General features: G+C 58.4%; 24 protein-coding genes. 2 read left to right on the top strand and 22 right to left on the bottom strand.

Annotated elements, in window-relative coordinates; all coding sequences use genetic code 11:
- Window position 1: 1 nt before the first annotated feature.
- Together AC13C0_RS05690 and AC13C0_RS05685 are read right to left on the bottom strand one after the other, a co-directional pair.
- Complete coding sequence (locus tag AC13C0_RS05690; RefSeq protein ID WP_482954086.1) at window positions 2-1,489, bottom strand: DUF3336 domain-containing protein; 1,488 nt, start codon at window positions 1,487-1,489, stop codon at window positions 2-4.
- Window positions 1,490-1,518: 29 nt separating this feature from the next.
- On the bottom strand, window positions 1,519-2,307 hold the full coding sequence (locus tag AC13C0_RS05685) for an MlaA family lipoprotein (RefSeq protein ID WP_482954085.1): 789 nt from the start codon (window positions 2,305-2,307) through the stop codon (window positions 1,519-1,521).
- A 92-nt stretch (window positions 2,308-2,399) separates the two neighbouring features.
- Between AC13C0_RS05685 and AC13C0_RS05680 the strand changes: the two genes are divergently transcribed.
- Complete coding sequence (locus AC13C0_RS05680; RefSeq protein WP_341582031.1) at window positions 2,400-2,807, top strand: acyl-CoA thioesterase; 408 nt, start codon at window positions 2,400-2,402, stop codon at window positions 2,805-2,807.
- A 12-nt stretch (window positions 2,808-2,819) separates the two neighbouring features.
- Here AC13C0_RS05680 and AC13C0_RS05675 read toward each other — a convergent pair whose 3' ends face one another.
- The 3 genes from AC13C0_RS05675 to AC13C0_RS05665 all read right to left on the bottom strand — a co-directional run bounded on the left by AC13C0_RS05675 (window position 2,820) and on the right by AC13C0_RS05665 (window position 9,809).
- Window positions 2,820-3,941, bottom strand: a complete 1,122-nt coding sequence (locus AC13C0_RS05675; RefSeq protein ID WP_482954084.1) for a beta-ketoacyl-ACP synthase III — start codon at window positions 3,939-3,941, stop codon at window positions 2,820-2,822.
- Window positions 3,942-4,073: 132 nt separating this feature from the next.
- The gene (gene hrpA, locus AC13C0_RS05670) at window positions 4,074-8,009 is read right to left on the bottom strand and encodes an ATP-dependent RNA helicase HrpA (RefSeq protein WP_482954083.1); all 3,936 of its coding nucleotides are present in this window, start codon (window positions 8,007-8,009) and stop codon (window positions 4,074-4,076) included.
- 123 nt (window positions 8,010-8,132) lie between these two features.
- Entirely contained in the window at window positions 8,133-9,809 is a 1,677-nt protein-coding gene (locus tag AC13C0_RS05665) for an AMP-binding protein (RefSeq protein ID WP_341582034.1), read from the bottom strand.
- Between the two features lie 188 nt (window positions 9,810-9,997).
- On the opposite strand from AC13C0_RS05665, the gene AC13C0_RS05660 reads away from it, so the two are divergent.
- Entirely contained in the window at window positions 9,998-10,501 is a 504-nt protein-coding gene (locus AC13C0_RS05660) for a MaoC/PaaZ C-terminal domain-containing protein (protein ID WP_482954082.1), read from the top strand.
- A gap of 1 nt (window position 10,502) precedes the next feature.
- On the opposite strand, the gene AC13C0_RS05655 is transcribed toward AC13C0_RS05660, so the two are convergent.
- The 17 genes from AC13C0_RS05655 to recR form a co-directional block, all read right to left on the bottom strand.
- Entirely contained in the window at window positions 10,503-11,504 is a 1,002-nt protein-coding gene (locus AC13C0_RS05655) for an AgmX/PglI C-terminal domain-containing protein (protein ID WP_482954081.1), read from the bottom strand.
- Complete coding sequence (locus AC13C0_RS05650; protein ID WP_482954080.1) at window positions 11,497-11,985, bottom strand: ExbD/TolR family protein; 489 nt, start codon at window positions 11,983-11,985, stop codon at window positions 11,497-11,499. The genes AC13C0_RS05655 and AC13C0_RS05650 overlap by 8 nt, the downstream gene beginning before the upstream one ends.
- Window positions 11,982-12,512: an ExbD/TolR family protein gene (locus AC13C0_RS05645; RefSeq protein ID WP_117617263.1), complete on the bottom strand. Its 531-nt coding sequence runs from the start codon at window positions 12,510-12,512 to the stop codon at window positions 11,982-11,984. Before AC13C0_RS05645 ends, AC13C0_RS05650 begins: the two co-directional genes overlap by 4 nt.
- Before the next feature lie 9 nt (window positions 12,513-12,521).
- The gene (locus tag AC13C0_RS05640; RefSeq protein WP_117617264.1) at window positions 12,522-13,181 is read right to left on the bottom strand and encodes a MotA/TolQ/ExbB proton channel family protein; all 660 of its coding nucleotides are present in this window, start codon (window positions 13,179-13,181) and stop codon (window positions 12,522-12,524) included.
- A 16-nt stretch (window positions 13,182-13,197) separates the two neighbouring features.
- Entirely contained in the window at window positions 13,198-13,551 is a 354-nt protein-coding gene (locus AC13C0_RS05635) for a hypothetical protein (RefSeq protein ID WP_482954079.1), read from the bottom strand.
- Window positions 13,552-14,031, bottom strand: coding sequence for a tetratricopeptide repeat protein (locus AC13C0_RS05630; protein WP_341582039.1), 480 nt, complete (start codon window positions 14,029-14,031; stop codon window positions 13,552-13,554).
- Window positions 14,018-16,864 carry a tetratricopeptide repeat protein gene (locus AC13C0_RS05625; protein ID WP_482954078.1) on the bottom strand — a complete coding sequence of 949 codons (2,847 nt, stop codon included), beginning with the start codon at window positions 16,862-16,864 and terminating at the stop codon, window positions 14,018-14,020. Before AC13C0_RS05625 ends, AC13C0_RS05630 begins: the two co-directional genes overlap by 14 nt.
- Window positions 16,861-18,303 (bottom strand): tetratricopeptide repeat protein, encoded by a 1,443-nt coding sequence (locus tag AC13C0_RS05620; protein ID WP_227539423.1) that lies wholly within the window; start codon window positions 18,301-18,303, stop codon window positions 16,861-16,863. Before AC13C0_RS05620 ends, AC13C0_RS05625 begins: the two co-directional genes overlap by 4 nt.
- A 6-nt stretch (window positions 18,304-18,309) precedes the next feature.
- Window positions 18,310-18,858 (bottom strand): AraC family transcriptional regulator, encoded by a 549-nt coding sequence (locus tag AC13C0_RS05615; protein WP_482954077.1) that lies wholly within the window; start codon window positions 18,856-18,858, stop codon window positions 18,310-18,312.
- A 405-nt stretch (window positions 18,859-19,263) separates the two neighbouring features.
- The gene (locus tag AC13C0_RS05610; RefSeq protein ID WP_117617266.1) at window positions 19,264-20,442 is read right to left on the bottom strand and encodes a vWA domain-containing protein; all 1,179 of its coding nucleotides are present in this window, start codon (window positions 20,440-20,442) and stop codon (window positions 19,264-19,266) included.
- 34 nt (window positions 20,443-20,476) lie between these two features.
- Entirely contained in the window at window positions 20,477-21,319 is an 843-nt protein-coding gene (locus tag AC13C0_RS05605; RefSeq protein ID WP_117617267.1) for an AAA family ATPase, read from the bottom strand.
- 17 nt (window positions 21,320-21,336) lie between these two features.
- A complete protein-coding gene (locus AC13C0_RS05600; protein WP_482954076.1) occupies window positions 21,337-23,433 on the bottom strand; it encodes a VWA domain-containing protein in 2,097 nt (698 codons plus the stop codon).
- A gap of 22 nt (window positions 23,434-23,455) precedes the next feature.
- On the bottom strand, window positions 23,456-23,800 hold the full coding sequence (locus AC13C0_RS05595; protein WP_117617269.1) for a hypothetical protein: 345 nt from the start codon (window positions 23,798-23,800) through the stop codon (window positions 23,456-23,458).
- Window positions 23,800-24,246, bottom strand: coding sequence for a YcgN family cysteine cluster protein (locus tag AC13C0_RS05590; RefSeq protein WP_117617270.1), 447 nt, complete (start codon window positions 24,244-24,246; stop codon window positions 23,800-23,802). The genes AC13C0_RS05595 and AC13C0_RS05590 overlap by 1 nt, the downstream gene beginning before the upstream one ends.
- Complete coding sequence (locus AC13C0_RS05585; protein WP_117617271.1) at window positions 24,243-24,536, bottom strand: YcgL domain-containing protein; 294 nt, start codon at window positions 24,534-24,536, stop codon at window positions 24,243-24,245. The genes AC13C0_RS05590 and AC13C0_RS05585 overlap by 4 nt, the downstream gene beginning before the upstream one ends.
- A complete protein-coding gene (locus AC13C0_RS05580) occupies window positions 24,533-25,690 on the bottom strand; it encodes a ribonuclease D (RefSeq protein WP_117617272.1) in 1,158 nt (385 codons plus the stop codon). Before AC13C0_RS05580 ends, AC13C0_RS05585 begins: the two co-directional genes overlap by 4 nt.
- Window positions 25,691-25,708: 18 nt before the next feature.
- Window positions 25,709-26,311 carry a recombination mediator RecR gene (gene recR / locus AC13C0_RS05575; protein WP_341582044.1) on the bottom strand — a complete coding sequence of 201 codons (603 nt, stop codon included), beginning with the start codon at window positions 26,309-26,311 and terminating at the stop codon, window positions 25,709-25,711.
- Window positions 26,312-26,340 lie beyond the last annotated feature (29 nt).

Here is a 26,340-nt window from a genome sequence, read left to right as displayed (position 1 = left end):
GTCAGGAGGTACCGGAATCCGCGTTATTAACCAACCTGAGCCCGGCAGTGCGCCGGTTCTGCTGTTTCAGTCGACGCACGCACCGCTCAAGGGTTTTGGAGATCCGGGCATGGGAGCGAATCATGGAAATCCTGGGCCAGGTGGCCCGTTCGCCGGCAAGAATCATTTCCCTTACGTAGGCGGGATCCGGATTAGCCAGCATGCGGCGATAGTCCCTGAATGAATAGGTTGGTGCGATGGTAACGTCCCCCGAATACCGCTGAGCCATAATCGTGTACAACTGACCGGACACCTGCCGCAGGAGTTCCGGCCTTACCCGTTTGCGCAGGTAATCGAATACCCCCTTGCCGTGGAACTGGATTTCCGATTTCAGCAGATGCATCGGGAGACTGCCCAGGGAGAGCTTTTCGTCTCTGCCTCGCTGGGTGAGGAACGGCACAACATGGGGGTTGGCCTGGCTCACAATTGTGTAGTTAACGTCGTAGAGATGCATCAGGCGGTCAATTGGGAGATCGCTGACCACCGAACCGTCCACAAACTTGAGGCGTGGCATATAAGGCAGGGTATTGCCGTGGATGTCTTTTTTCATCAGGGTGACCGGCGGAAAAATACCCGGAACCGCCGCACTGGCCAGAGCCGCACTCCACACCATCAGGTAGGGCGATGTATAGCCGCACAACAATCGCGCCTTTTGATGCGCCTGTACCGGTGACACACTTACGTTAATAGAGCGACCAGTACGCTGGTAGGCCTCTTCGAAGGTGTATTCACCAATATTCGCCCGCAGGCAGCCGCACAACTGCTCCTGATCCATGAGGCCGTCGCCGCGAACGGCACTGAGCAGGCCCCGCCACTTCCAGGCCTTGAGGTTGTGGTTTTCCGGTACCAGCATTTCCGGTATTTCCGCATCGGTATGCACACCGAGAATACCGGCAATGATGGCGCCGATACTGGAACCGGCGATCACCTGGGGCAGAAGGCCTTTCTCCCAGAGCGCCTTGATCACCCCGAAATGAAACATGCCGAGGGTGGCACCGCCACTGAGCAGCAATGTCGGCCGGCCGTAGCTTGTCAGGGTATCCCGGAAAAACTGGAGCTTGTCCGCCACGGGAAAACCGGGCACCGAATGGTCGCAGAGGAAATCCAGCGCTTCGCACACCTGGGCAATGTATTCCTCGATCAGATGCTTGGTGCCAACCCGGGACCGGGTGTAGAGCGCAGGATTGCCCATGTTACCAAGATCGTGGTGCAACCCCTCCCGAAGCGCCCGTTTCAGGCGCTCAACGTCATTCTGCTGGCGGTACTGCTTAAGGTTGCTCAGGCGATCATAAATGAGCTCGTAGTGGTAGAGGTCAGAGGCAAAGTCCTCTTTCCACTCGGCATTGCCCTCCAGAAAATCCAGCTCCAGCGCCGCCGCCTTCCAGACTTCATAGTTCGGCGCCTCGGCCAGCATCTTCCGGAACTTGGCTATTCTTGGATCCTCTAGCACCGCTGACCTCCTTTCAACCCGCCCGAAACTCAGAAATCATCCAGCATCAGATTTTCATCATTGCCACTGGCAAACGGATCATTGACCACTTTCCCATCGTTTATCAGGAACTCACGACGTTGTAAAAACGCGTTTCGGAGGAAAACATACCTGTCGCCGGAAATGAAGCTCTCCGCCGGAATCAGATCAGCCCGCTTATCGACAATCTGGAGAGCCCGGGCAGAATAAGCCTCATGGCTTTCCACGGCGTCCCAGGCCGAAGGCAGAGCAAACCCGTCAGTTACAAAGCCGGTGAAGTGCCGGGGTGTCGAGGGACCAAGAAGCGGTAGCATCAGATAAGGTCCCGGTCCCGCACCCCAGTAGCCCAGGGTCTGTCCGAAATCCTCCGGCCGCTCCGGGAGTTCGAAAGCCGTGGCCACGTCAATCAGGCCCAGAAGGCCGAACGTTGTATTAAAAGTAAAACGCCCGACGGCCACCACCGCGGACTCCCCTTTTAACTGGAGCACGCTGTTGGTGAAGTTCCGGAGTTCGGTGAGGTTGTTGAAGAAATTGGTAATACCCCGGTCGATCAGCCGCGGGGTAAAGTTCCGGTAGGCCTGTGCCACCGGCTTAAGAAACCACCGGTCAATGGTTTCGTTGAAGTTATACACCTTGCGGTTCCAGTTCTCCCAGGGGTCCTTCGGGTCAACCGGCACTGAGCCTTCCGGCGCGGGCTCCTTCATGGTCTGGGCTGTTGCCTGACTGGCGGGAAAAAGCACCGCCATAGCAAGGCTCGTCACGATGGCGATCAACCAGCGTCGGATAAAAAGATATTTCATTTTCGGCTCATGGGTTGTTTAATTCGTCTCGACTCGCCGAAAATACCGGCGCTTTACTTATCATTATTAAACCGTTGTTACGGAGGAACCCGATGTCAGTCCCGGGAAATCTTGTAAGCACGATTACCATGCCGCTCCGCTGGGGAGACATGGATGCATACGGCCACGCCAACAATACAGTTTACTTCCGTTTCTTCGAGGAAGCGCGGATTGTGTGGCTGGCGTCACTGGAACTCGGCGGTCCCGGCGAGCCAACCGGCCCGATTATTATAAAGACCAGTGCCACCTTTCTAAAGGAATTGAACCATCCGGCAACGGTAGAGGTGAAAACATACGCTGACAAAGCAGGCAACACCAGCCTCGACACCTATCATTTGCTGACAGATGTCGATACCGGCGCCATTTATGGGGAAGGTTATGCCAAAATTGTCTGGTTCGACCGGGCAACACGGTCATCGGCTCCGCTGCCAGAGACCTTGCGGGCGCTGGCAACGGGTTAACCCGGTAAGAGACTATCGGCGGCGCACCACGACGCTGCCGATCGAATAACCTGCCCCAAACGAACAGATCACGCCCAGATCACCACTGGCCAGGTCTCCCTTGTGCTTGTGGAAGGCGATGATGGAGCCTGCGGAGCTGGTATTGGCGTACTCGTCCAGAATAACCGGCGCCTCATCTTCGGTGGCATCACGGCCCAGCACCTTGCGGGCAATCAGCTGGTTCATATTGAGGTTGGCCTGGTGCAGCCACATTCGCCGCAGATCGTCCGGAGCAATCGCGAGGCTCCGAAGCTGGTTCAGGATGGTTGCAGCCACCAGTGGTGAAACCTCCTTGAATACCTTGCGACCCTGCTGCACAAACAGCTTGTCGGGTTTGCCAATACCGGATTCATCTGCCCGGTTCAGGAAGCCGAAATTGTTCCGGATGTTATTGGAGAATTTCGTCTTCAGGCTGGTGCCGAGAATCTCGAACCCCTGTCCGGCGCGGGCATCCTCCTCCCGCTCCACAAAAATCGCCGTGCAGGCATCACCAAAAATGAAGTGGCTGTCCCGGTCCCGGAAGTTCAGGTGGCCGGAGCAGATCTCCGGGCTCACCACGAGCACCGAACGGGCGCTGCCATTTTCCACGGAATTCACGGCAGCCTGCAGGCCAAAGGTCGCCGAGCTGCAGGCAACGTTCATGTCATAGGCAAAACCGTTGATCCCCAATGCTTCCTGAACTTCGATGGAAACCGCCGGGTAGGCGCGCTGCATATTCGAACAGGCGACAATAACGGCATCCACGTCCTGTACGGATTTGCCCGCCTGTTCCAGCGCTTCGCGGCAGGCGGCGACGGCCATTTCGCATTGAACGGAGGGCGCTTCGTTACTGCGCTCCGGGATGTAAGGCGCCATGCGCTTAGGATCAAGGATGCCGTCCTTGTCGATAACATGGCGGCGCTTGATACCGGAGGCTTTTTCTATGAAGGCAGAAGAGGATGGCTGCAATGGGACAACCTCGCCCTGGGCAATGGCGTCTGCATTCTCTGCATTAAACAGTTCGACGTACTGGTTAAAGGCTTCCACCAGTTCGTCGTTATCAATGGTTGCTGGCGGTGTGTAGAGACCGGTCCCGCTAATAACGGCTTTAATCACGCTAACCCCACGTCATGATTGTGAAAACAGGATGTCAGAAAAATCCACTGTCAGAAATACTAACACAGTCTCCGGGTTTTGCCCGCCGGGAATCAGTCAGGGGCGCCGGATTGGTGCGGGCCTGTAGACGCCTTAAACCCGGGTTTTCTCCCACTGCCGGTCCATCCGTTTTACCGATACCGTCATGACCGTGCCCAGTTGCTGGGCAAAAAACGATACCCGGAACTCCTCAAGCATCCACCGGTAAAGCACCAGCTCCGGATCCCGCACACCCTGGCGCTGCTGTTCATCACGCTTTACCGCATAGCGGGACCAGAGTGGCTCGATGGTATGCAGGAATTCGCGCTCCCGACCCATTTCCCGGGGCATTTTTTCAAGCCGGATCAGGGCGGCCTCGAAGTAACGACCGAACTCCGCCAGCCACTCCGGCGGCGTATCAACCAGGAACCCCGGATAGACAAGATTCCGCAGCTGGAACTTCAGATCGGCCATGCTGTTTGCCAGGGCCAGGTTGATCTTGCCTTTGAGCCGCTTCGCCACTTTCTGGTAGCCGGACATGGCCTGAAACAGCCGTTCGTCGGCCTGCTCAAGCGCGGGAATGAAATCTCCCCGGTGCCTGCCAAACAGGCGATCAAAGTCATCGGCACTTCTCGGGATACCTTCGATGAGAAAATGCTGTATGGCCGTCGCCAGCAGCAGGTCGTCCAGCAGAACTTTCGCCTGGCCCACCGGGGCAAACATCAGGGCGGATTGCCGGAAATGCGGAAGCTTGCGCTCGAGATCATCCAGGGTCTTGCCGAACCGGTTGAGAATCAGACGGGCAACCGCCTTGCGAGTGATGTCCTCTGCCGTCAAACGGTCCAGACATCGAATCTGCCGGACCTGTTTGCCGAGGTCTTCCAGTGCCGGGTACACCGTTACCTGCATCCCGCCTTTTTCGGTCTGTACCTGTTCGGGCAATTGTCCGAACTGCCAGTCGGTATAGTCTCCCGCCGGTTCCTTTGAGGCATTGTCACTGGTCGCCGAAGCCAGCGCCTCCTCCGCCCGGCCCTCAAGCTGACCCTGAAGCTCGATGGTATCCCGGCTTTCGGCAATCGCCTTTCCACCATCGCCCATAACCCGGAGGTTCATCCGCAAATGCCTGGGCAATTCCGCCTCAGACCAGGCGTCCGGGTCGATTCTCACGCCAGTCATCCGGCGCAGTTGTTCGCCCAGTTGCAAAGCCAGCGGCTCATTGGATGGCTGGAGATTGGCCAGGGCCGCATCAACAAAATCCGGTACCGGGACGAAATTGCGGCGCAATGCCTTGGGGAGGGACTTCACCAGGGCTACGCATTTCTCCCGTAACAGCCCCGGCACCAGCCATTCAAGTCGGCGGGACGGAATCTGCTTCAGGGCCATCAGGGGAACCTGAAGGGTAACGCCGTCCTGTTCGCTGGCAGGCTCGAATTCGTAACTCAGCGGGTAGCGGACGCCTTCCCACTCCAGGTAATCGGGGTACAACTCCGCCGCCTGGGCGTCGACCGGGCGCTGGAGAATGTCGTCTTCGGTGAGTTCCAGATCTTTCAGCTGCTCCGCCGAAAGGCCTTTCCACCAACTCTCGAAATGGCGCCCGCTGACGATATCCGCCGGCAGGCGCTCCTCGTAGAACCCCACCAGAACGTCATCATCGACCAGAAGATCCCGCCTCCGGGTTTTCTTCTCCAGGTTCTCCACGGTATCGAGTATTTCCCGGTTACGGGCAATGAATGGTGCCCTGGACCGGTAATCGCCCTCAACCAGCGCCCTGCGGATGAACAGAGTACGACACTCGGCCGGATCCACTTTGGCGTAGGGAATCCGACGTTTGGCCACGATATCCAGACCGTAAAGCGTCACCTTCTCGTAGCCCATCACCTGAGCCCGTTTCTGTTCCCAGTGGGGCTCAAAATAATGGTGTTTAACAATGTGGCCAGCCAGGGGCTCAATCCATTCCGGCTGAATGGACGCCACCACCCGGGCGAACACCCGGCTGGTTTCAACAATCTCGGTGGCGACAATCCACTTGGGACCGGTTTTGGAAACCCTGGAGCCCGGGAAAAGCATCACCTTCCGGTTGCGGGTGGCGAGATATTCCTTTTTCTCAACCTTGACGGCCACCTGCCCCAGCAGGCCGGCCAGAATAGCCTTGTGGAGCGATTCGTAGCTGGCGGCCTCCTTGTTCACCGCCAGTTTCTGTTCGCGGCAAATCAGGGTGAGCTGGCGATGGATGTCCCGCCATTCCCGCATTCGCATCCAGCTCAGGAAGCTCTTCTGGCAGACCTTCTTCAACTGATTCTGGGACAACTCCTGGCGCTGCTCCTCGTAATAGTTCCAGACGTTCAGCAGGGTAACGAAATCCGATTCCCTGTCAGTGAACGGGGCGTGCGCCTGATCGGCCGCCTGCTGTTTGTCCTGGGGGCGTTCACGGGGGTCCTGAATGCTCAGGCCGGCAATGATGACCAGGGTTTCCGACAAGCTGCCAAGGTCGGCGGCCGTTACCAGCATTCTGGCCAGCCGCGGATCCAGAGGCAGTCGCGCCATGGTTCGCCCGAGCTTGGTAACGCGACGCTTGTCATCAACTGCCCCCAGTTCTTCCAGCAGCTTGTAGCCGTCGTTGACCTGCCGTTTGTCCGGCGGTTCAAGAAACGGGAACTGCCGGATCTCGCCGAGCCCGGAAGTGGCCATCTGAAGGATGACGGAAGCAAGGTTGGTGCGCAGGATTTCCGGATCGGTGTATTCCGGGCGGTTGATAAAGTCGGTGTCGTCGTACAGCCGGAAACAGATGCCTGGTGCCACACGACCACAGCGGCCCGCTCTCTGATTGGCACTGGCCTGGGACACGGGTTCTATCGGCAGCCGCTGGATCTTGGAGCGAACGCTGTAGCGGCTGATCCGGGCAACGCCGGTGTCGATCACATAACGAATGCCCGGCACCGTCAGCGAGGTTTCCGCCACGTTGGTCGAAAGCACAATACGCCGGCCTTTGTGAGACTGGAACACCCGGTTCTGCTCGGCATTGCTCAGGCGGGAATACAACGGCAGCACTTCGGTATGCTTCAGATCGACATGGCGCAGAACCTTGCTCAGGTTCCTGATTTCCCGCTCGCCGGGCAGGAACACCAGCACATCGCCCGGTGGCTGCTTTTCACTGCGCTCGTGCTGTTCGATTTCCTCCAGGGCACCCAGAACCCCGTCGGTCCAGCCCTGATCCCGGTCATCTTCATCGCCCGTCAGCGGCCGGTAACGGATATCCACCGGATAGGTCCGCCCACTTACCTCAATCACCGGAGCCCTGTCGAAGAACTCGCTGAACCGGTCCACCTCAATGGTTGCCGAGGTAATAATGACCTTCAGGTCCGGTCGCCTGGGCAGGAGCTGGCGCAGGTAGCCGAGCAGAAAATCGATGTTGAGGCTGCGCTCGTGGGCTTCGTCAATGATCAGGGTGTCGTAGCGGTCCAGAAACCGGTCGTGCTGAACTTCCGCCAGCAGGATGCCATCCGTCATCACCTTGACCCTGGATTGCTCCGAGGTGTTATCGGTGAATCGAACCTGGTAGCCGATCTGCTGACCGGTCTGTTCACCGATTTCCTCGGCAATCCGGGCGGCCACACTGCGGGCGGCAATTCGGCGGGGCTGGGTGTGGCCAATCAGCCCCCGGGTACCCCGGCCGCTGTTCATGCAGATTTTCGGGATCTGGGTGGTTTTACCGGAACCGGTTTCACCGGCAATGATCACCACCTGGTGGTTTTCGATGGCCTCCCGGATATCATCCACCCGCTCGGAAACCGGCAACCCCTCTGGGAAACTCGCCGGTTTGTGCAGGGCGTGTCGCTGCTGCACTTTCCCGAGGCCGCGCTCCAGCCAGTTGGCCATCTTTTCCAGGTCTTTCTGGTCCGGCTTGCCCTTGGTGCGGGCAACGGTTTTCACGATGCGTGCCGCTTCCTGCTGGTTGCAGGCGTCCAGCTGCGCCATCATGGCCTTGACGGCGGCTTCGCCGTCCGGTTTGAGTGTCGGTGTTCTGGAAGTATCGGAACGGGTGTCTGTCATTGAATTGCCGGAATTACGCTCACTCGGATCTGATTGGGCGACAGTCTATCGGGAAAGTCAGGTGGTTAAAAACGGAAAAACCCCGCCGAAGCAGGGTATTCCTTGCAAGAGCCCGGGGCAGGCTTATTTGTTGTTGGCCTCGTCCCGCAGTTCGCGCCGCAGAATCTTGCCCACGTTGGTTTTGGGCAGTTCATCGCGGAATTCAAAGTACTTGGGCACCTTGTAGGCCGTCAGACGCTCGCGGCAGAACTCCTTGAGCTCGTTCTCGGTCACGCCCTCGGCTGTCGGCACCAGGTAAACCTTGACCGCTTCACCACTCTTGGCATCGGAAATGCCCACGGCGGCACACTCGACCACCTTCGGGTGGCTGCTGACAACATCCTCAACCTCATTCGGGAACACGTTGAAGCCAGACACGATAATCATGTCCTTCTTGCGATCAACGATGCGAATGTAGCCGTCTTCCTGGATCAGGGCGATATCACCGGTGCGCAGGAAACCGTCCTCTGTGAAGGACTTCTGGGTGTCCTCCGGGCGCTGCCAGTATCCACGCATAACCTGAGGACCTTTCACACACAGCTCGCCAGGCTCGCCCAGGGGCGTTTCATTACCCTCTTCGTCCAGGGTCTGAACGAGGGTTGAGGGAATGGGCAGGCCGATAGTGCCAATCTGGATGGCACTGGGAGGGTTAAAGGTCACCACTGGCGAGGTTTCAGTCATACCGAAGCCTTCGCAGATCTCACAGCCAGTCACCCGCTGCCACATTTTCGCCGTGTCGCTGGTCAGGGCCATACCGCCGGAGGACGTCAGCTTCAGGCTGGTGAAGTCCAGGGCCTGGAATTCCTCATTGTTGCACAGTGCTACGAACAGAGTATTCAGGCCCAGGAACGCGGTGAACTTGTGATTTTTCAGCTCCTTCACAAAACCCGGGATGTCTCTCGGGTTGGGAATCAGGACATTGTGGGCACCGGCCTCAAGCATGATGCCGCAGTTCAGGGTGAAGGAATAAATGTGGTACAGCGGCAAGGGCGCAATAACAACCTCCTGCCCTTCAACGACCATACCCTCCATCATCGGGCGGGTCTGCAACAGGTTTGCCACCAGGTTTCCGTGGGTCAGCATGGCGCCTTTGGCCACACCGGTAGTGCCGCCGGTGTACTGCAAAACTGCGATATCGTCCCGCTTGCACTCAACCGGTGTAAACTTTTCCCGGCCACCGGCACTAAGCACTGCCGGCAGTTTATGGGCCTGAGGAATGTTGAACGGGGGCACCATCTTCTTGACGTGCCTGATCACCGCATTCATCAGGGTGCGCCTGATCGGTGAATGCATGTCGGCAATTTCAGTCACGATGACGTGTTCGATGCCGGTATGGGGCAGCACTTTTTCGGCGTTCCCGGCCATGTTGGCCAGCACCACCAATGCCTTGGCACCGGAATCGTTGAACTGGTGCTCCATTTCCCGGGTGGTATACAAGGGGTTGGTGTTCACCACAATCAGGCCAGCACGCATGGCGCCAAACACAACCACCGGGTACTGACTGACATTGGGCATCTGAACCGCAATACGGTCGCCAGGTTTCAGATCGGTCTTGTTTTGTATCCAGGCTGCAAAGTTGCGGCTCAGGGTGTCGAGGTCACGATAGGAGAGCGTTGCGCCAACAGCGGAGAATGCAGGACGGTCAGCAAACTTTTTGACGGCCTGCTCAAACACATCCACCATGCTCTTGTATTTGCTCAGGTCAACCTCGCGAGGTACGCCGGCGGGGTATTTATCCTGATAAAACTGCTCAAAATCCATCACCATCTCCTGTTTGGCGCTTTTGATTAGAATGATTTACCGATGCCAGGTTGGTAAAAAAATCAACCCGACAAAAGTATCAGACTCAAAAAAGTGGGGAGAGAATAGCAGTTTTGTAACCGATGAGGTAGTTTTCGGAGTTCTTACCCGAACAGCTGTACACAAATGACATCAGTGCGGAGCGCACCATGAGCGATACCCTTGATACCCTTGATACCCTTGGTACTCTTGAAAATATTACCTATGACGAGCTGAACGAGGGCGATACCGCCACCTTCATACGCACCCTTTCGGAAGACGAGCTGGTGCTGTTTGCGGCGGTGTCCGGTGACGTGAATCCGGTACACCTGGACTCCGATTTCGCCGCCTGCTCCAGGTTCAAGGAACGCATTGCCCATGGCATGTGGAGCGGCTCCCTGATTTCAGCGGCACTGGCAACCGTTATGCCTGGCCCGGGCACCATTTACCTGGAGCAGAGCCTGTCATTCAGGCGTCCGGTAAAGCTGGATGACACCCTGACGGTAAACCTGAAAGTACTGCGCAAGGATCCGAGAAACCGTATTGTGGTTGGCTGTGATGTGCGGAACCAGAATGGCCAGCAGGTGGTCTCCGGCCAGGCCAGGGTTATTGCGCCGACGGAAAAAGTCTCCCTGCACAAGCCTCAACTGCCCAGGATCACCATCGAGAGCTGATTCAGCCGGGCAGGAAATCAATCGGGAACCGAACCGTGCGGGTCCCGACCTTGTCGGCGCCAAAATTGAACAACCTTACCCTCATGGCAATACGCTGCTCCAGGGACGGATGCTGCAATTCGGAGCTGACAACGTCACAGGCGGAAACCGAACCGTCTGGTTCGATCACCAGTTCCAGCAACACCTTGCCTTCAAGCGTTGGGTCCTGCCGCAACTCCCGCCGGTACAGGGAATAGAGTGCGGTTTTCTGGGCATCAAATACCTTGCGAATATTGCTCATGGCCCGCTCACCGACGGACGGCCCGGGATTAGCCGGCTTCGCCGCTACGGCACGGGTTTCCTCAACAGGCGCTTCGACTTTCCGGACTTCGTGCCCGGCCACATTCACCGATGTTTCCGGGGCCACAGTGTCTGTAACCCCACCACTGCCACTGAGCAACTTCCCGGAATCCCCGGGGGAAACGGTGCGGGCCATGCTGTCGGAATCTGTATTCGCCACAAATTGCCTGGCCTGCGCCGGTTCAGGCTCCCTGAGAGAGGCCAGCCGGTCTTTCATCGCCAGTAACCCGGACCGGGACGCCTTCTCCCTCGCCTGCTCAGTGGTTTGCCGGGGTTTGGCCTGCCGGGCAAGGGCAGGCTCCGGCCGGGGCTCGGGTTTCGGTTCAGCCTTCACCGGCTCAGGGGGCGCCTTTTCCGGTTCTTTTTTTCGAGCCTCGGGCTCCGGCTCTGGTTTAACCGGCTCCTGCCTGACGGGCTCTGGCGTCACAGGCTCAGGTGTAACAATGGGTTTTGGCCGCTCCACAAGGCGCGCGAGCCTGGGCGGGATCTGTTCAGCCTCGCTGCGTTGAATCTCCGGCAGGTCCAGTGTCGGAATCAACAGTGCCGGAGGCAGTAACAGCGCCAACGTCACCCCGACAATGGCGCCAAACCGGAGGTTCTCACCGGTATCCCGGCCCCACGGCAGCCCGGCGGAATGTCCCGCAGGAGACAAGGTATCAGCCATTGCGAACCTCCCCTTCCACTGCAAGCCGTACCTGCCGGTATTGCGCATCAACACAGGTCTGCATCACTTTCCGGAGCAGCCGGTAATCGGTATCGCGACCGGCCATGATGGTAACTTCCAGTCCCTCCTCGGGGATCTCGGTCCAGCGGTTACGTCGCCAGGTGAGCTCCCCCGACAAACCGGAAATACGGTCATCTCCCGTTTCGATTCCCTCCAGCCGGGCCACTTCCTTTCCCTGTACCAGAATGGCGTTGCCGGTTACCTGCACCGTGAGATTCTCTGCGGCTTCCTGCTGTGCCGTCGATTTCGGCAACGGCACATCGGCGGTGTTCTTCATGACTTTCACATCGGAGGAATTCACCATCAGAAAGAAAACCAGAATGGTGAAGATGTCCATCAGCGACACCAGGTTCAGGCCACCCGGTCTGTGCATGCGGCCGTAGTGCCGCTGGATCCTGCGGGCCTTTCGGGATGTTCTCACGCGCCCTCCCCGGATTCTTCCTGGACAGTGGCCGCCAACTGGCGATTATCCGATGCATCCATCAGGGAAACGTCCGGAAACAGCTCGGCCTCCACCACACTGGCCGCCACCACGGCCGGGTATGAGCGAACCGTATCCATGGCGGTAACCAGCGTCTGGTAATCGATATCGGGACCGACTTCCAGCACCACATCGGTCTTCTCCGGTAGCCGGCCTTTCACCTGGCGAAGGACGTCACCAAGCGCTTCAAAGTCCTGTGCACCCTGTTTTTTCGGAAGCACACGAATCAGCCCCCGATCGCTGTCAGCAATTTCGATACCCGCCGGAATCAGTGTTACCACCAGGCGAAGCTCATCGGCTTTTGGAACTTCCCCGGCCTCCATTCCGGGAAAGTTCAGTTCAATTATGCGGACCTGGCTGAACACCATGCCCAGCAACAAAACCGGCACCAGAACGATCATGAGGTTCAGAAAGGCGGTTATGTCCAGCTCCGGCGATGTACTCAGCCTGCGGTGTCGGCGTCTCATGGCATCAACTCAGGCTGCGGATGGCTGGGCATTGGGGTTCGAAACAGGATCAGAAACAATGTTCAGCAGTTTCACACCCGCCATTTCAAAACTGTCCACAATTTCGTTGGTGCGGGTCTGCAGCACGGCATGGAACATCAACAAGGGTATCGCCGACATCAGTCCAAAGGCAGTGGTGTTCATGGCCACGGATATGCTCTCGGAAAGCAGGCTGGCTTTCTGGGATGGGTCTGCCGCTGCCACTGCAGTAAAGGCTGCGATCAGACCGATGATCGTGCCCAGCAACCCCAGCAGGGTGGCGATGTTGGCCAGGGTCGCCAGGTACTGGGTGCGCTTTTCCAGCCGGGGAAGGACTTCCATCAGACCCTCCTCCATGGCGTATTCAATATCTTCCCGCCGGCTGTTGCTCAGCAACCGACCGATGCCCGCGCCCATGATGGAGGCAATGGCGCTATCCGAGTTGCTTGCCGCTTTCATGGCCCGCTGGTAATCACGCTTCTGCAGCAATGGCAGGATGCCCCGTTCGAAGGCCGCCCGGTTGCGCCGCCTCACCCCGGAGAGGTAGAAAAATCGTTCCAGGGTAATGGCCAGGCCCAGCGCCAATACAACAGCAATGGGGTACATGAAGGGGCCGCCTTCCTGGAAAAAACGTACGATGGTGTCCAGCATGATTGTTCTCCCGTTATTACTGCGCAGTCACGGCTGAGTCCCCGAGGGGGCTCAGGATCAGGGGGTTAAGGTTTTCACGAAACAGGCGATGCCTTTCCAGAGTCACCGGGTCTGCCGGCCGCATCAGTTCCGGCGCGGTATCATCCAGCTTTGCCCGGGGGCGTTTTGGCAGGCTCGGCGCCTGCCAGGGCAATATGTAAAGTACCCGCGGCTCATCCTCGCCAAGGCTGGCCGATATGCCGTCAACGCTCAGGCGAACCGAGTCCTCCTGACCTGCCCCTGCAGGGGCCGGCGCCAGCAAAACCAGCCCGGCAAGAACAACTGACTGCATACCTGTTACGGTTACCTGCAAGTAATGGCGCATCTGCATCTATTGCAGCCTCCGTTCCAGATCGGCAATCCATCCGGTGACGAGCTGGTCGTCTTCTTCCGTCAGTACCCGATAGCGGTTGTAGTGAGTCAGCGCCCTGTCGAGTTCCAACAGATACAGTTCAGCAATCACGGCCAGGTTGTAATGCAGCTCGGCAACCTCCGGCGAGTTCGAAATACCGGTCTCAAGCAGCTTTGCGGCTTCGGCAAAGCGGTGTTGATCCTTCATCACCAATGCCAGGTTATTAACGACGACCGCGTTGCCCGGGTCCAGCTCAACGGCTTTCTGCCACGCCTCGGCGGCGGCATTCCTGCGGCCCTGCTCCAGAGCCAGCTGCCCCTCCCTTGCGAAGCTTCTTGCCAACTCCGGGTTCGTCTGTGCGGGTTCAGGCTCCTGAACAGCCTGCCCGGCGCAGCCGCCCAGCAGAACCAGCAGAAGAATCCAGACCAACGTGCTCTTTAACCGGTTATAACGAGCCATCACCCGCCTCCATATTCCAGCTCAACCATTTCACCTTGCGTTGGTAACGCCCCGGATGCAGATCGGCCAGAACGCCCAGGCTGCGGCCAATCCATGCATCGTACCCCCGGGCGGTGATCCGCCGGTGGTTCTCGGTGTGCAGCCGAATTGCCTTCTCTTCAAACGGATAGGCTTCCTCTTCCAGCAGCATCTGGTATTGCATGGTCTCCAGCTCGTTCAGATCAGCCGGCACTGACGACGCCATCAGGTCCCGGGCCAGCCCCCGGTAAAGTTCCGCACGCCGGTAAAGGGACTCGGACAGCACCGCCTCAGCGCCGAGTGCCTCTGCATCCAGGAATCGTTGACGCGCGGCTTCCAGCGCGCCCTGCTTGCGTTCCAGCGAATCTTCCAGGGGATGGGTCAGTTCGATACTGGTGAAAGCGGCTGCGGCACGGGCACCGAGAACCATTGAGGCACGAGAAGCCCACTCAAGGGTCTCCGGGCTGTGCCAGGGGCTTTCCAGCTCCGCGCTGACCAGTGCTTCCCGCCAGTCATCCCCCTCAACGCCGGATTCCATAAGGCGGTGACGCATGGTCTGAAGGCGCAGGTGGCCCGGACCATCCCCGGCAACGACGCCAGTGGCCAGATAGTCACGGTACAGCGCGTTGCGTTCAGCGATATTGCCAGCGTCATGGAGCAATGCGGCAGCTCTGAGCCGCAGCTGCCAGGGGTCAGGTTGGCCTGCCGCCATCTGCAGGAGCTCTGAGGCAGCCAGCGCTGGCTGCCCGGATGCAACCCAGGCGTGGACCAGCTTTTCAGGGATGCCCGACACCAGCTCATGCCCGGGGAAATCCGACCGGAAACGCTCAAGATCTTCAATGGCCCCGGACCAATCCGAGGCTTTGAGAAGGGTGTTGGCGGCGTCGTAGCGGCCCTTGATGGCCAGGTCTGATCCGGGCAGCACAGAACCGACGCGGCGGAAGTGCCGGACCGCATCTTCGGTCTTGCCTTTGGCCGCGGCCCGCTCGCCCTGACGGTATACAACCGTGGCGAGCTGTTTTCGGACATTCTCCGCCTGATCCCCTGGAAGATCCCCGGGGTCGCCGTTTTCAGCGAGGTCCAGAGCCTGCTTCCAGGCCCTTTCCGCAAGACCGTATTCGTCCTGGTGCTGCCGGACTTCTGCGGTTACCTGCCATGCTGCATAACGTTCCCGGGCGGTAGCTTCGGCACCGGTGATGACTCTCGCGCTGTAATCCAGGGCGCGCTGGTGGTTGCCTGTGGCGAGCCAGCGGGCGGACAGATCCGCCATCAGGCCGGCGTTTCTGGCATCTCCGGAAAAACGTTCTGCAAATTGATCCGCTTCGGCAGAAACTTCCTCGAGCCCGGGGCTGAATCCCTGGCTGGTTCGCCGGCCATTGAGGCCATCGCGCAGCAACGTAATGGCCGCCCAGCCGGCATCAGCCGCCTCGCTGTAATTCGCCACCTCATAAGCTGCGCGCCTGAAGTTCGCCAGTGCCTCGGGTAACTGTCCTGCCTGGAGCCGGGCGTCGCCCGCCAGCCGAAGGATTTCACCGATCCGGACCGACCGCCGGGCAAGCCCCTCGTAATACCCAGCAGCCGAAACAAAAGCCGCCCTGGCAGCGGTTACATCGCCCGTGTTAGCCGAATTTGTTCCCCGGTTATACTGAAAGTCCGCCAGCACCCGGCTGAAGCTTTGCCATTTTTCCTGCTCGCCCGGGTTGAGGCGATCGTAGCCAGCATCGGACCCGAAACGTGCAACGAACCCTGCCCTCGCCTCACGGATCCGCTCGGGCAGAGCAGCCCGCTGCCAGACATCGACGACCTGCAACATGAAGGCGGGAACCTTAGCGTGATCCGGCGCGTAGCGAATAAATGCCTGGTTAACGGCAACGCTGGCCTCTGTCTGCCCCTGGACAGCGTAATAATCCGCGAGCCGGTCAAACAAAAGATGCGCCCAGGGACGCATCCGGGTCTCGTCCAGCCAGGAAATCAGCGTCTCGGGGCCGCGCTTTCTCGCGGCCATCAAGGCAAGCACGCGGAAGGTATCATCGATCGTGTCGACACTGGATTCGTTGACGTCTTCCAGACTTTGGGCGTCTGGCAGGAACTCGTCCAGAACCGTAACGAAGGTGTTGGCTGCCCGGTCCCAGGCCCCGGCACCCTGCTTGAACTGACTCCAGCCCAGCATATACCTGGCCTTGGTGCTGAATTCTCCGTTTTCGCCGGATTCAACCAGGTGTCGATAGCCAGTTTCTGCCTCTGCATAGCGACCGGAAGCAAAGGCGGATTCCGCAATCCGGAATCTGGCCTCTGGCACCAGTGCTGAATCAGGATAAAGCCCGACCAGTTGTTTCAGGCGCTGGATGGATTCCTGATCGTGACCCGTCAGCGCATGGGCCTTGGCCATCTGATACAGCAGTTCATCAAGCCGCCCGCCAAAAGAGCCTCGTTCCAGAATCGATTCGTAGCTACTGATGGCCTCACGGTAGACCTTCTGTTCCTCGGACACAGAGAAGCCGATGTCCTCACCGGATTTGTCGCGAATATTACTCAGACGGTTCAGGGCATCGATCCTTACCTCAGGCTCATCGGAGTTCAGAAACAGGCGATGGTAGCGACGCACCACTTCCGATGGCGAAATAGCGGGCATGGGGCGGGATTCGAATGTCAGAAAAACGGGGCGCATGTCACCGATGGTTTCGCCATCGCGCCCGAGATCGACCCGGAAGGATTCCTGGGCTATCGCTGGCGAGGCGAGACAGAGTGAAATGAAAAGTGCAATGAAAAGTGCGATGAAAAGTGCGGTGAAAAACCTTGGGGCCAGTCGTCTCACGGGCGTCCCTCCCCGGCTGTGTCTCCGGACAGATCTGCGTTGGCAAGATTCTGCAGGGCAAGGTATTCGTACAGGTGGGCGATCTGTTGTTCGGTTTTGTCGAGGGCGAACGCCATCTGCCGATCCCGGCTGGCGACGTAATCGAGGGCCAGTTTGTCCAGAGCCTCCCCGGCTTCGAGCCTCAGACGCTTAACAGAGGCGACCAGCGCCTCATTCCTGCTCTTCAGCGCGAGAGCCTGATCGCGCAGTGCCCGAAGCACCGCCGGTCGTCCCGATGCCCGTTGATCAAGGCTGGCCAGCCGGTCCCGGGTATCCGCCAGGGTTTGCGCCAGGCTGGAGAGCCGGTTTTTCTGAGCGGAATCCACCGCTTCAGCCGACAAACGCTCGATCCGGGCCCTGAGATCAGCTCCCTGCCTGGATAGCGCTTTGGTATTTTCATAGGCAGTTTGCCGCTGACTGTTGGCGATCTGCTCGGCCAGTGCGCTGTCGAAGACCTCCAGATCCCTCTGGTAACCCACAAGCCTTGCGGCCATCACTTCCAGAGCGGCGACCCTCCCCCCGGCATGCTGGGCGGCGGGTTGCGCCATAAAACCCAGCAGATAGGCCATGCGTGGCTGGGTCAGGGTACGGCTATCGGCCAGGAACCAGTCAACTCCGGTTTCCCTGGCATCTTCGATCAATGTCTTGTAAGCCCCCTGGTCCCGGATTTTTTCTGCCAGTTTGCGCAAGGTCACCCGTTCACTTTCAAAGGCTGCGTTGGCCGCCAGGTAGGCTTCTCCGGCCTGACCCAGGTAGCCAGAGAGATCATACCCCCGGCCCATAGCAATCCAGGCATCCGCAACACCCGGGTAAGCCAATGGGTATTTCCTGGCCCGGTGCCAGCTCTGCATGGCGGCCCGGTGGTTGCTCCGCTGCGAGAGTGCAAGGCCGTGAAGGTAGAGCGCCCTCGGTGTGCTGAAGCTGTCCAATGCTACTTTTTCCAGAAAACCGATCGCTTTCTCGTACTCCCCGTGCTGGTATGCAAGGTAGCCGGCCCGAGTGAGCAGGCGGTTCCGAAGCTGTTCACGGCGAGCGGAATCCCCATCGCCTTCCAGCATGGCCAGAGCGACCCTCAGAGCGACCAGCGCGCGGGCAGGATTCAGATCCTCCCTGGCATAATCGGTAGACAGATTAAGGTAACCTACAGCCGCCCAGTAGCCTTCCTTCATTCCGGCGAGGACGCGCCCGGCATCGTCAGTCTGGCCGCTCAAACGGGCCTCTTCGGCATCCTGATAAAGCGCTTGCTGGCGCTTGTCGCCCAAATCCACGCCCACCCCACTGGCCTGCCTGAATGCTTCCAGACCGTCTCGAATATCAGCCGGTAATACCGGTGCGGCAGAAACCATCAGCGGGCTGATGACCAGAAGTGATAAGGACATAAACAGGAGTCGAAAGGTCATGGCAACCTACTTCCACTCAACAAACGAAACCCGGGGTTCATAGTCCGGTGCACGCGCCTCCAGGCTCATCTGTAACCGGAGGGTACCGGGGCGCTTCCGAAAACGGTGTACCGATTCGCGGCGAACAAAATCATCATTGGCGGAGCGGGCCGTTATAACCGTTTTCAGCTCGTGGTCGCCGTTCCTGAGATTGCCGGTAAACAGTTGCTGGACCCCACCGCGTTCCAGTGAGGCCCGTTCTCTTTCGGTATAAAGATGGGAAGCGACTGGCTGGCCGTTTACGAACAGCTCCACCGAATCAAGATCAAGCGCATCCCGGCTCTGGAGTGTCAGAAAAACTGCCAGTCGGGTATTGGCGGGATGCAGCAGTTTCTGCTCAAGGGCAAAGACGCTGGCAGAGTGCCCGGCAACCTCGGCGCTCAGCTCCTCTATCTCCTCATCCAGCGACGCCGCCGCCATTACCGGAGCGGGCAGCAGCAATAACGGAAACAACCAGCCGATGAACGTTCTGCGTTCATGAATCCGGCGCTTTTGTGCTTGTTGTATGCCGAACATAAGCCTCCTGCCTTTGTAACCCACGCAAACTTCTGTAACAGATCGGCAGAAAGCGTAACACTTGGTAACCGCCAAGAACGGTATCCAGATCACCAAATGGAAAACGCGGAACCAATAGAGGGAAGATCGAGTGTCGAGTTATTTGACAAAAGCAGAAGTGGCCAAGGCAGACGGGCCATAGAACCTGAATCCGGATACTACCAACCAATTGATTTGATTACGTCTAGTTTAACTGGCCCTGTAATTGCTGAATCGAAGGCGACGGGAAAGCCTGACCGGCGACTCCGTTTGATATGCCGAGCTTTGCCGATGCCCTCAACCGCATCGGCTTTTTTAGTTTGGGGTCAGATGAAAATGGGGTCAGATGAAAATTTCATCTGACCCCATTTTCATCTGACCCCATTTTTATTTGCTCAGTTGCTTCATGGCCGATTCAAGGCCTTCAACGGTGAGCGGGTACATGTGGTCGTTAACCAGCTGCCGGGTCATGCCCAGTGAGCCGCCGGTGCCCCAGTAGTTCTCGGGCAACGGGTTGAGCCAGACTACCTTGCGGAAGTGGTCGGAAATGCGCTGGAACCAGGTGGCGCCCGCTTCCTCATTCCAGTGCTCAATCGAGCCGCCCGGGTGGGAAATCTCATAGGGCGCCATGGTGGCGTCACCCACAAAGATGACTTTGTAGTCCGGCGTGTATTTGTGAAGGATGTCCCAGGTGCTCATGGTCTCGTTCATCCGGCGGATGTTGTTCTTCCAGACGCTCTCGTAGATAAAGTTGTGGAAGTAAAAATATTCCATGTGCTTGAATTCGAGACGCGCGGCGGAGAATAACTCCTCACAGACGCGGATGTGCGGGTCCATGGAGCCGCCTACGTCGAAGAAGATCAGCACCTTCACCGCGTTGTGCCGCTCCGGCACCATTTTCAGGTCCAGGTAACCGGCATTCCGGGCGGTGGAGCGGATGGTGTCGTCCATATCCAGCTGGTCCGCCGCACCCTGGCGGGCAAACTTCCTCAACCGCCGCAACGCCACCTTGATGTTGCGGATGCCCAGGGTAATGCTGTCGTCCAGATCTTTGTATTCACGCTTCTCCCACACCTTGACGGCCCGGCCATGGCGGCCGTTTTTCTGGCCGATCCGGAAGCCTTCGGGGTTGTAGCCATTGGCACCGAATGGCGAGGTACCGCCGGTGCCAATCCACTTGTTACCCCCGGCATGGCGTTCCTGCTGCTCTTCCATGCGCTTCTTGAACGTCTCGATCAGCTCCTCGAGACCACCGAGAGAGTCGATTTGGGCCTTCTCTTCCTCGGACAGGTGCTTTTCAAACTCGGCCCGCAGCCAGTCATCCGGAATCAGCGCTTCGAGCAGGTCATCCAGGTTCTGGATGCCCTCGAAATACGCCTGGAAAGCCCTGTCAAACTTGTCGAAGTGGCGCTCATCCTTGACCAGGCAAAGACGCGCCAGATAATAGAACTCTTCCATGTCGGCAAAGGCGAGCCGATGCTGCAGGGCTTCCAGCAAATCCAGGAATTCCCGCAGGCTGGCCGGTACCTTTGCGCGCCGGACTTCAAGAAAAAAATCAATCAACATAAAACGTGACTCTTGCCAATGTTCTTGCTGAGTATCAGCTGCGGCGACGGGCCATGAAGGCGAGCTTCTGCAACAGGTGCACATCCTGCTCGTTCTTCACCAGGGCACCGTACAGAGGCGGCAACGCCGAGCTGGTATCTTTCTCCTGCAACATTTTTGCCGAGAGCTCATCGGCCATCAACAGCTTCAGCCAGTCAATCAGCTCCGAGGTGGAGGGTTTTTTCTTGAGCCCCGGCACCTTGCGTACATCGAAAAACACTTCCAGGGCATCACGAACGATTTCCTGCTGCAAGCCCGGGAAATGGACATCCACGATAGCCTGCATGGTGTCATGGTCCGGGAAACTGATGTAGTGGAAGAAACACCGGCGCAGAAACGCATCGGGCAGTTCTTTTTCATTGTTACTGGTGATGACAATGATCGGCCGGTGCTTTGCTTTTACCGATTCCTGGGTCTCATAGACGAAAAACTCCATGCGATCGAGTTCCAGCAGGAGGTCATTGGGGAATTCGATGTCAGCCTTGTCGATTTCATCAATCAGCAGAACCACCTGTTCATCGGCTTCAAAGGCCTCCCAGAGCTTGCCCTTGACGATGTAATTGCCGATGTCCTTGACCTTCTCATCACCCAGTTGCGAGTCCCGCAGGCGCGATACCGCATCGTATTCGTAAAGCCCCTGCTGGGCCTTGGTGGTGGACTTGATGTGCCACGGGATCAGTTTCATGCCAAGGCCTGCGGCCATTTCTTCCGCCAGCAGGGTTTTTCCGGTGCCGGGCTCGCCCTTGATCAACAGCGGACGCTGAAGTGTGATAGCGGCGTTGACGGCCATTTGCAGGTCATCGGTGGCTACATAGTTCTCGGTACCGGTAAACTTCATGGTCTGGTTCCTGTTGGTTACTTTTTCTGATCTTTGTCGTCGGGTTTCTTTTTCGGACCGTTATCCGGCAATCCGGAATCGTCCTGGTCAAAATCGGGTAAATCGTCGAACTCGGACAGGTCAAAATCCTCAAGCCCGAATTCCTCATCGTCATCGTCTTCCGGGAGGTCGGCGTCAGACGGATCGGCGACGTCTTCCAGTTCCGGAACGTCCTCATCCGAATCAGCGGGCTCTTCCTCCACCAGCGTATCGGCCACCGGGATATCCTCTTCCGTCTGCACTTCCGGTTCATCCAGCGACTCATCGCCGGCCTTCAGCGCCGCTTCGTGCTCATCGATCACCGCTTCAAGTTCCGCCCTATCATCGTCCGGCATTTCCTCAGTGACCTCCGGAATTTCCTCTGGTTCTGGTTCGGGTTCCGGTTCTGGTTCGGACTCGGGCTTCTCTTCCAGGTCTTCCAGAGCCTCCCGCTCAGAAGCAGCCTCCGCCAGGGCCTCCTGGCGCTTCTTGCGCTGACGAAGGGCGACCCATACAACGCCGGCAAACAGTGCAACCCCACCCGCAGCGGCAGCGATCACCGACATGGGTACCGGGAAGCTATCCTGCCCCTCCGCCGGTTCCGTTGACTCCGATGCGGGGCCCTCTGGCTCAGGTTGCTCTGGTTCAGGTTGCTCGGCCGTCGGCGCAGGAGGCTCTTCTACCTGACTCACATCTATGGGTGGGGCAATCTCCGGCTCAGGCTGTTCAGCCACTGGTTCTGGTGCTTCAGCCTCTGGTTGCGGCGCGCCCAATGGCTCACCAACCGGTTCGGCAGGTTCGGCGCCTTCCGGAACCGTAAACCCGACAGTCGCACTGAACTTGCGGCTGAAGGTCTGGCCATCGGCAACCACATCCATCCGGTACAGGCCGGGAGCCGGCAGCCGCCTGACCGCATCCCGATAGGTACCGTCTTCCGGTGGTTGCCCGGCTGACAACACCTTTGTTCCACTACGGCCATCCTCGGAGGTGATGGTCAGCTCAACGTCCAGGACTCCCAAAAAGTCCGGGTTGGTGATCTTTTCCTGTTCTTCAAAAAAGGCGATTCGGATATCGACCGGACGTTCCGAAGAAAAGGTGGCCGGGAATGGATTGACCACCATTCGCAGATCGCTGACCACCGTCACCCGGCTGCCCTCACCCAGTTCTCCGTTCAGTCGCCACTCCCCGGCGGGCGGGTCATTCACCGTAACCAGATCGTACCCGGCTTCTCTTGCCCAACGGACGTTGTCTGGGGAATCCGCCAGGCTGACTGCGCCGCCATCCGGGCCAATCAGTTCAAGCTCACGGGTGGCCGTAGTTTCTTTCTCACCCCAGAAGATCAGAGCGGTAAACTCACGAACGCCGTCGTCAACAGTAAAGCCGTCGCCCTCAATCGGAATCTGTTCCTGGGGAACCGCCGTGTTCAGGGCCTCCAGAAAAGCAAGGTTCAGGGCGTCCGCGGTTTCAGCAATCTGATAGCGACCGCCGGATTTCGTGGCCAGCGCCCTCAGAAAATCCGTATCAGCGGCTTGAGAAAGCGCGACCGGGTGAAAAGTAGCGCCCCTGGCAACCAGATCGGGAACAATCTTTTCAAGGATGCGCTGCTCCTCGGCAGAATTTGCAGCAGAATCGGCGGAAATATCCACCTTGCCATCGGTCAGCAGGATAAAGTGGGTTCTGCTCAGATCACCGTCGGTGTAGTAACCATCGCTGGCAACTTCAATGGCCTTGCCCAGATTGGTTCTCAGGGCAACAGAATTAATCTGCTCCGAGCGCCCGATGGCCGTATCCCGCCACTGATCGTTCACCTCACGGTGCGGAACCAGCATGTTCACATACTGCCCGAAGGTCCAGACCCCGGCCGTCGCGCCCTCTGGCAAGAGTCGGGCAAGCAGTCTTACGGCAGGCTGACGCAGGTTTGTCGGATCGGTGTCCTTCATGGAGCCGGAGATATCGACAATAATCCGCACATCCGATTGTCCGGGCAACTGAACATCGTCAGCCTCCTGCGCCGTTACCGGCAGGGGCAGGTTGAATGCGAGAACCAGTGCAAACAGGCTCAGCAATCTCGGTTTAATCGCTCTCAAGGCATCCATCCGTTCTTATTATTGATTGATGTTACCGACGAACCAGACGATAACGAACCAGGTCCAGCACCCAGACCAGCAGCATCACGAGGCCGGCAAGGCCAAGGTTGAACAGCGCCCGGCCCGCCGCATCTTCCTCCCCCAGGATCATTTCATAGCCGCCAAACAACCAGGCCGGAATCCACCAGCCCGCGAGGTCCGGAGACTCCACCGGGGTGAGCAGCAGGGCAACCAGCGCTGCGAGTATCAGGGTTCTCAGTCCGTACAGGGGAAGGAAGCGAATCAGACTCTTCATCATGTAAAAGAACACGACGAAGGCAATGGCGTAGGCGGCCCAGAAAATCCCGTAGGCCATTTGTGCATCGGTATCGATCATTACAGAATCCAGTGAATGATGTGTTCTTGCCAGTCCTCTTCCGGCACCCCGGCCTCTGAAACAGCCCGGTGACGGATGGAAACGCCCGCTTCGTGCACCGAATCCGGATCCCCGCTTCGCAGCGGATGCCAGTCCGCCAGTGGCCGGCTTTCGGCCAGGGTTCGGTAGGCACAGGTATAGGGTAACCAATGGTAGTCCGTGACGGTGCCCGGTGTCAGCATTGTGCAACCCGGAACCTTTTTCAGCCGCTCGCCATAAACGGTGCAGCGGCAGGTCTCTTCATCCATGTAACGGCACACCAGGTCCGTGTGATAAACCTCGCCGGTGTCTTCGTCTTCCAGCTTGTTCAGACAGCATTTTCCGCAGCCGTCACACAGGGATTCCCATTCCCCGGGTGTCATTTCGTCCAGGCGCTTGCGCTGCCAGAACGCCACCTGGGCAATCATGGGTTGCGCTGCTCCGGCTTCTTCCGGAAGTCCACCACGTAACCTTCCCTCTCCTCGGGCATCTGCAGGAAAAAGTCTTTCTCCCCGATGGCCTCAAGCACCTGCTTGCCGGTTGTTCTTGCCAGCTTGCGGTCTGGCGTCACTACCAGATCCATGGAATGAACAGGCTGCCCGAAAATGCCACGCAGGCTCTCCGGAAGCTCCTCCCATTCCTGGCCACGGCGGACAAAAATGTAGGTGTCGCTCTTTTTGCTACTACGGAATACAGAAACAAATTCCCGCTCTTTCATGACGTCAGTAATTCCTCGATATCAGCGCGAACCGGAGCCAGAATCTGCGCCCGCCAGCCCTGAAAAAATTCATGTTGCGCCAGATCACGGTGCTGCACCACTTTCTCAAGCCGCTTCCTGGGCGCAAGCAGTTCCATTGGAATATCAGCATCTTCTGCCGCCTTCCTGAATAACCGCTTTAACTGCTTGAAAAACCCCTGCTGATCCCTCGACAACGGCGGAGCGATGCGTTCAAGGCCGGAATTATCCGCTGTTGCCCCCTTGCTAACAAGTTCGATAAGGGTGTCGCCGTAACGCCGGACCGCGCCGGAAGGCACGCCCTGAATGTTTGAAAGCTCCCTCTGGGAGCCCGGCATATTTTCGGCAATGGCGATCAGCAAGGCATCCGACAGCACCCGGTTGCGCGGCCGGTCCTGTTTCTGGCATTCCAGTTCCCGCCAGCGAACCAGCTCCCTGAGCACGCCCTGCTGCTGTGGAGTGAGTGTCCAGCCGCCCCGGAGCTTCAGGTAATGACTGTCCGGATCTTCCTGCCCGGCCAGTTCGTTGGCGAATCGCGTGGATTCCTCCGCCAGCGCAGCCTCCAGGCCCCGTTCCCGCAGCAAACCGGTTACCCACTCGTACATGGGTTCCAGAAAGCGGATATCGTCAATGGCATAGCGCTGCTGAGCCTCACTCAAAGGCCGGGCCAGCCAGTCGGACCGGGTAGCGGATTTGTCGAGGGTTTCGCCGAACAGGGTTTCCACCAGCCTGGCGTAACCCAGGGAGAACCCGGCACCGGCCATGGCGGCGCCAATCTGCAGGTCTGTCACGCCGGCGGGCTCAAGGTTCAGCCACTGACGGAACAGCTCCAGGTCTTCACTCATGGCATACAGAAGTTTGGGCGTTTCCGGATCGGTCAGCACCTCGCGGAAACGGCGGGATTGTTCGGCAACGGCCGGGTCCACAAGACAAAACCCGCCATCCAGTCCGAGCTGAACCAGGCCCGGAATCGGATAAAACGTGTTTACCCGTTCGAATTCGGTATCCAGTGCCAGGGGCTTGCCGGGTGCGCGATCAAGCCACTGATCCAGCGCCTCCGGCTCCCGGATCCAGTGGATGCTGGCGGGTGCCGGAGGAACATCAACAGCGGCAGCGGCCTGGGCAGAAATATCCATAGAAATGCCTGGTCAGATTTATTCGGAGAGAGGTTTACGGCCTCGAAAAGCGTGGGTCAGGGTAAAGCCGTCAACGTAGCCCAGCTCGCCACCCACCGGAATACCATGGGCCAGCCGGGTAATCAGAATCCCGCGGCCATCAAGCCGGTCCGCAATGTAGTGAGCCGTAGCCTCGCCTTCAACCGTGGGGTTAGTCGCAAGAATCAGCTCGGCAACACTTTCTTCCCGAACCCGCCTCAACAACCGCTCGATGCCGATTTCTCCGGGCCCCACGCCATCAATGGGTGACAGATGCCCCATCAGCACGAAATAGCCACCCCGGTAATCACCCGCCTGCTCAATGGCCAGCAGGTCTGACGGGCTTTCGACCACACACAGGGTTCCGGTGCGTCGCTGGGGATTGTCACAGATGCCGCAGATTTCGGTATCGGCAAAATTCTGGCAACTTTCACAGCGCCGCACACCGTTCATGGCCTGGTTCAGCGCCTCCGAAAGACGGGTGCCGCCGGAACGGCCCCGCTCCAGCAGGTGAAAGGCCATGCGCTGGGCGGTCTTTTGCCCGACACCGGGCAGGCAACGAAGGGACTCGACGAGCTCGTCAACCAGGGGGCTGAACGCCATGAAATGTCCTCAGACTACGGCAGGATGAA

Source organism: Marinobacter sp. B-21 (assembly GCF_056857895.1).
The sequence above is the reverse complement of the archived record's forward strand: the minus strand, read 5'-3'. Positions and strand labels throughout refer to the sequence as shown.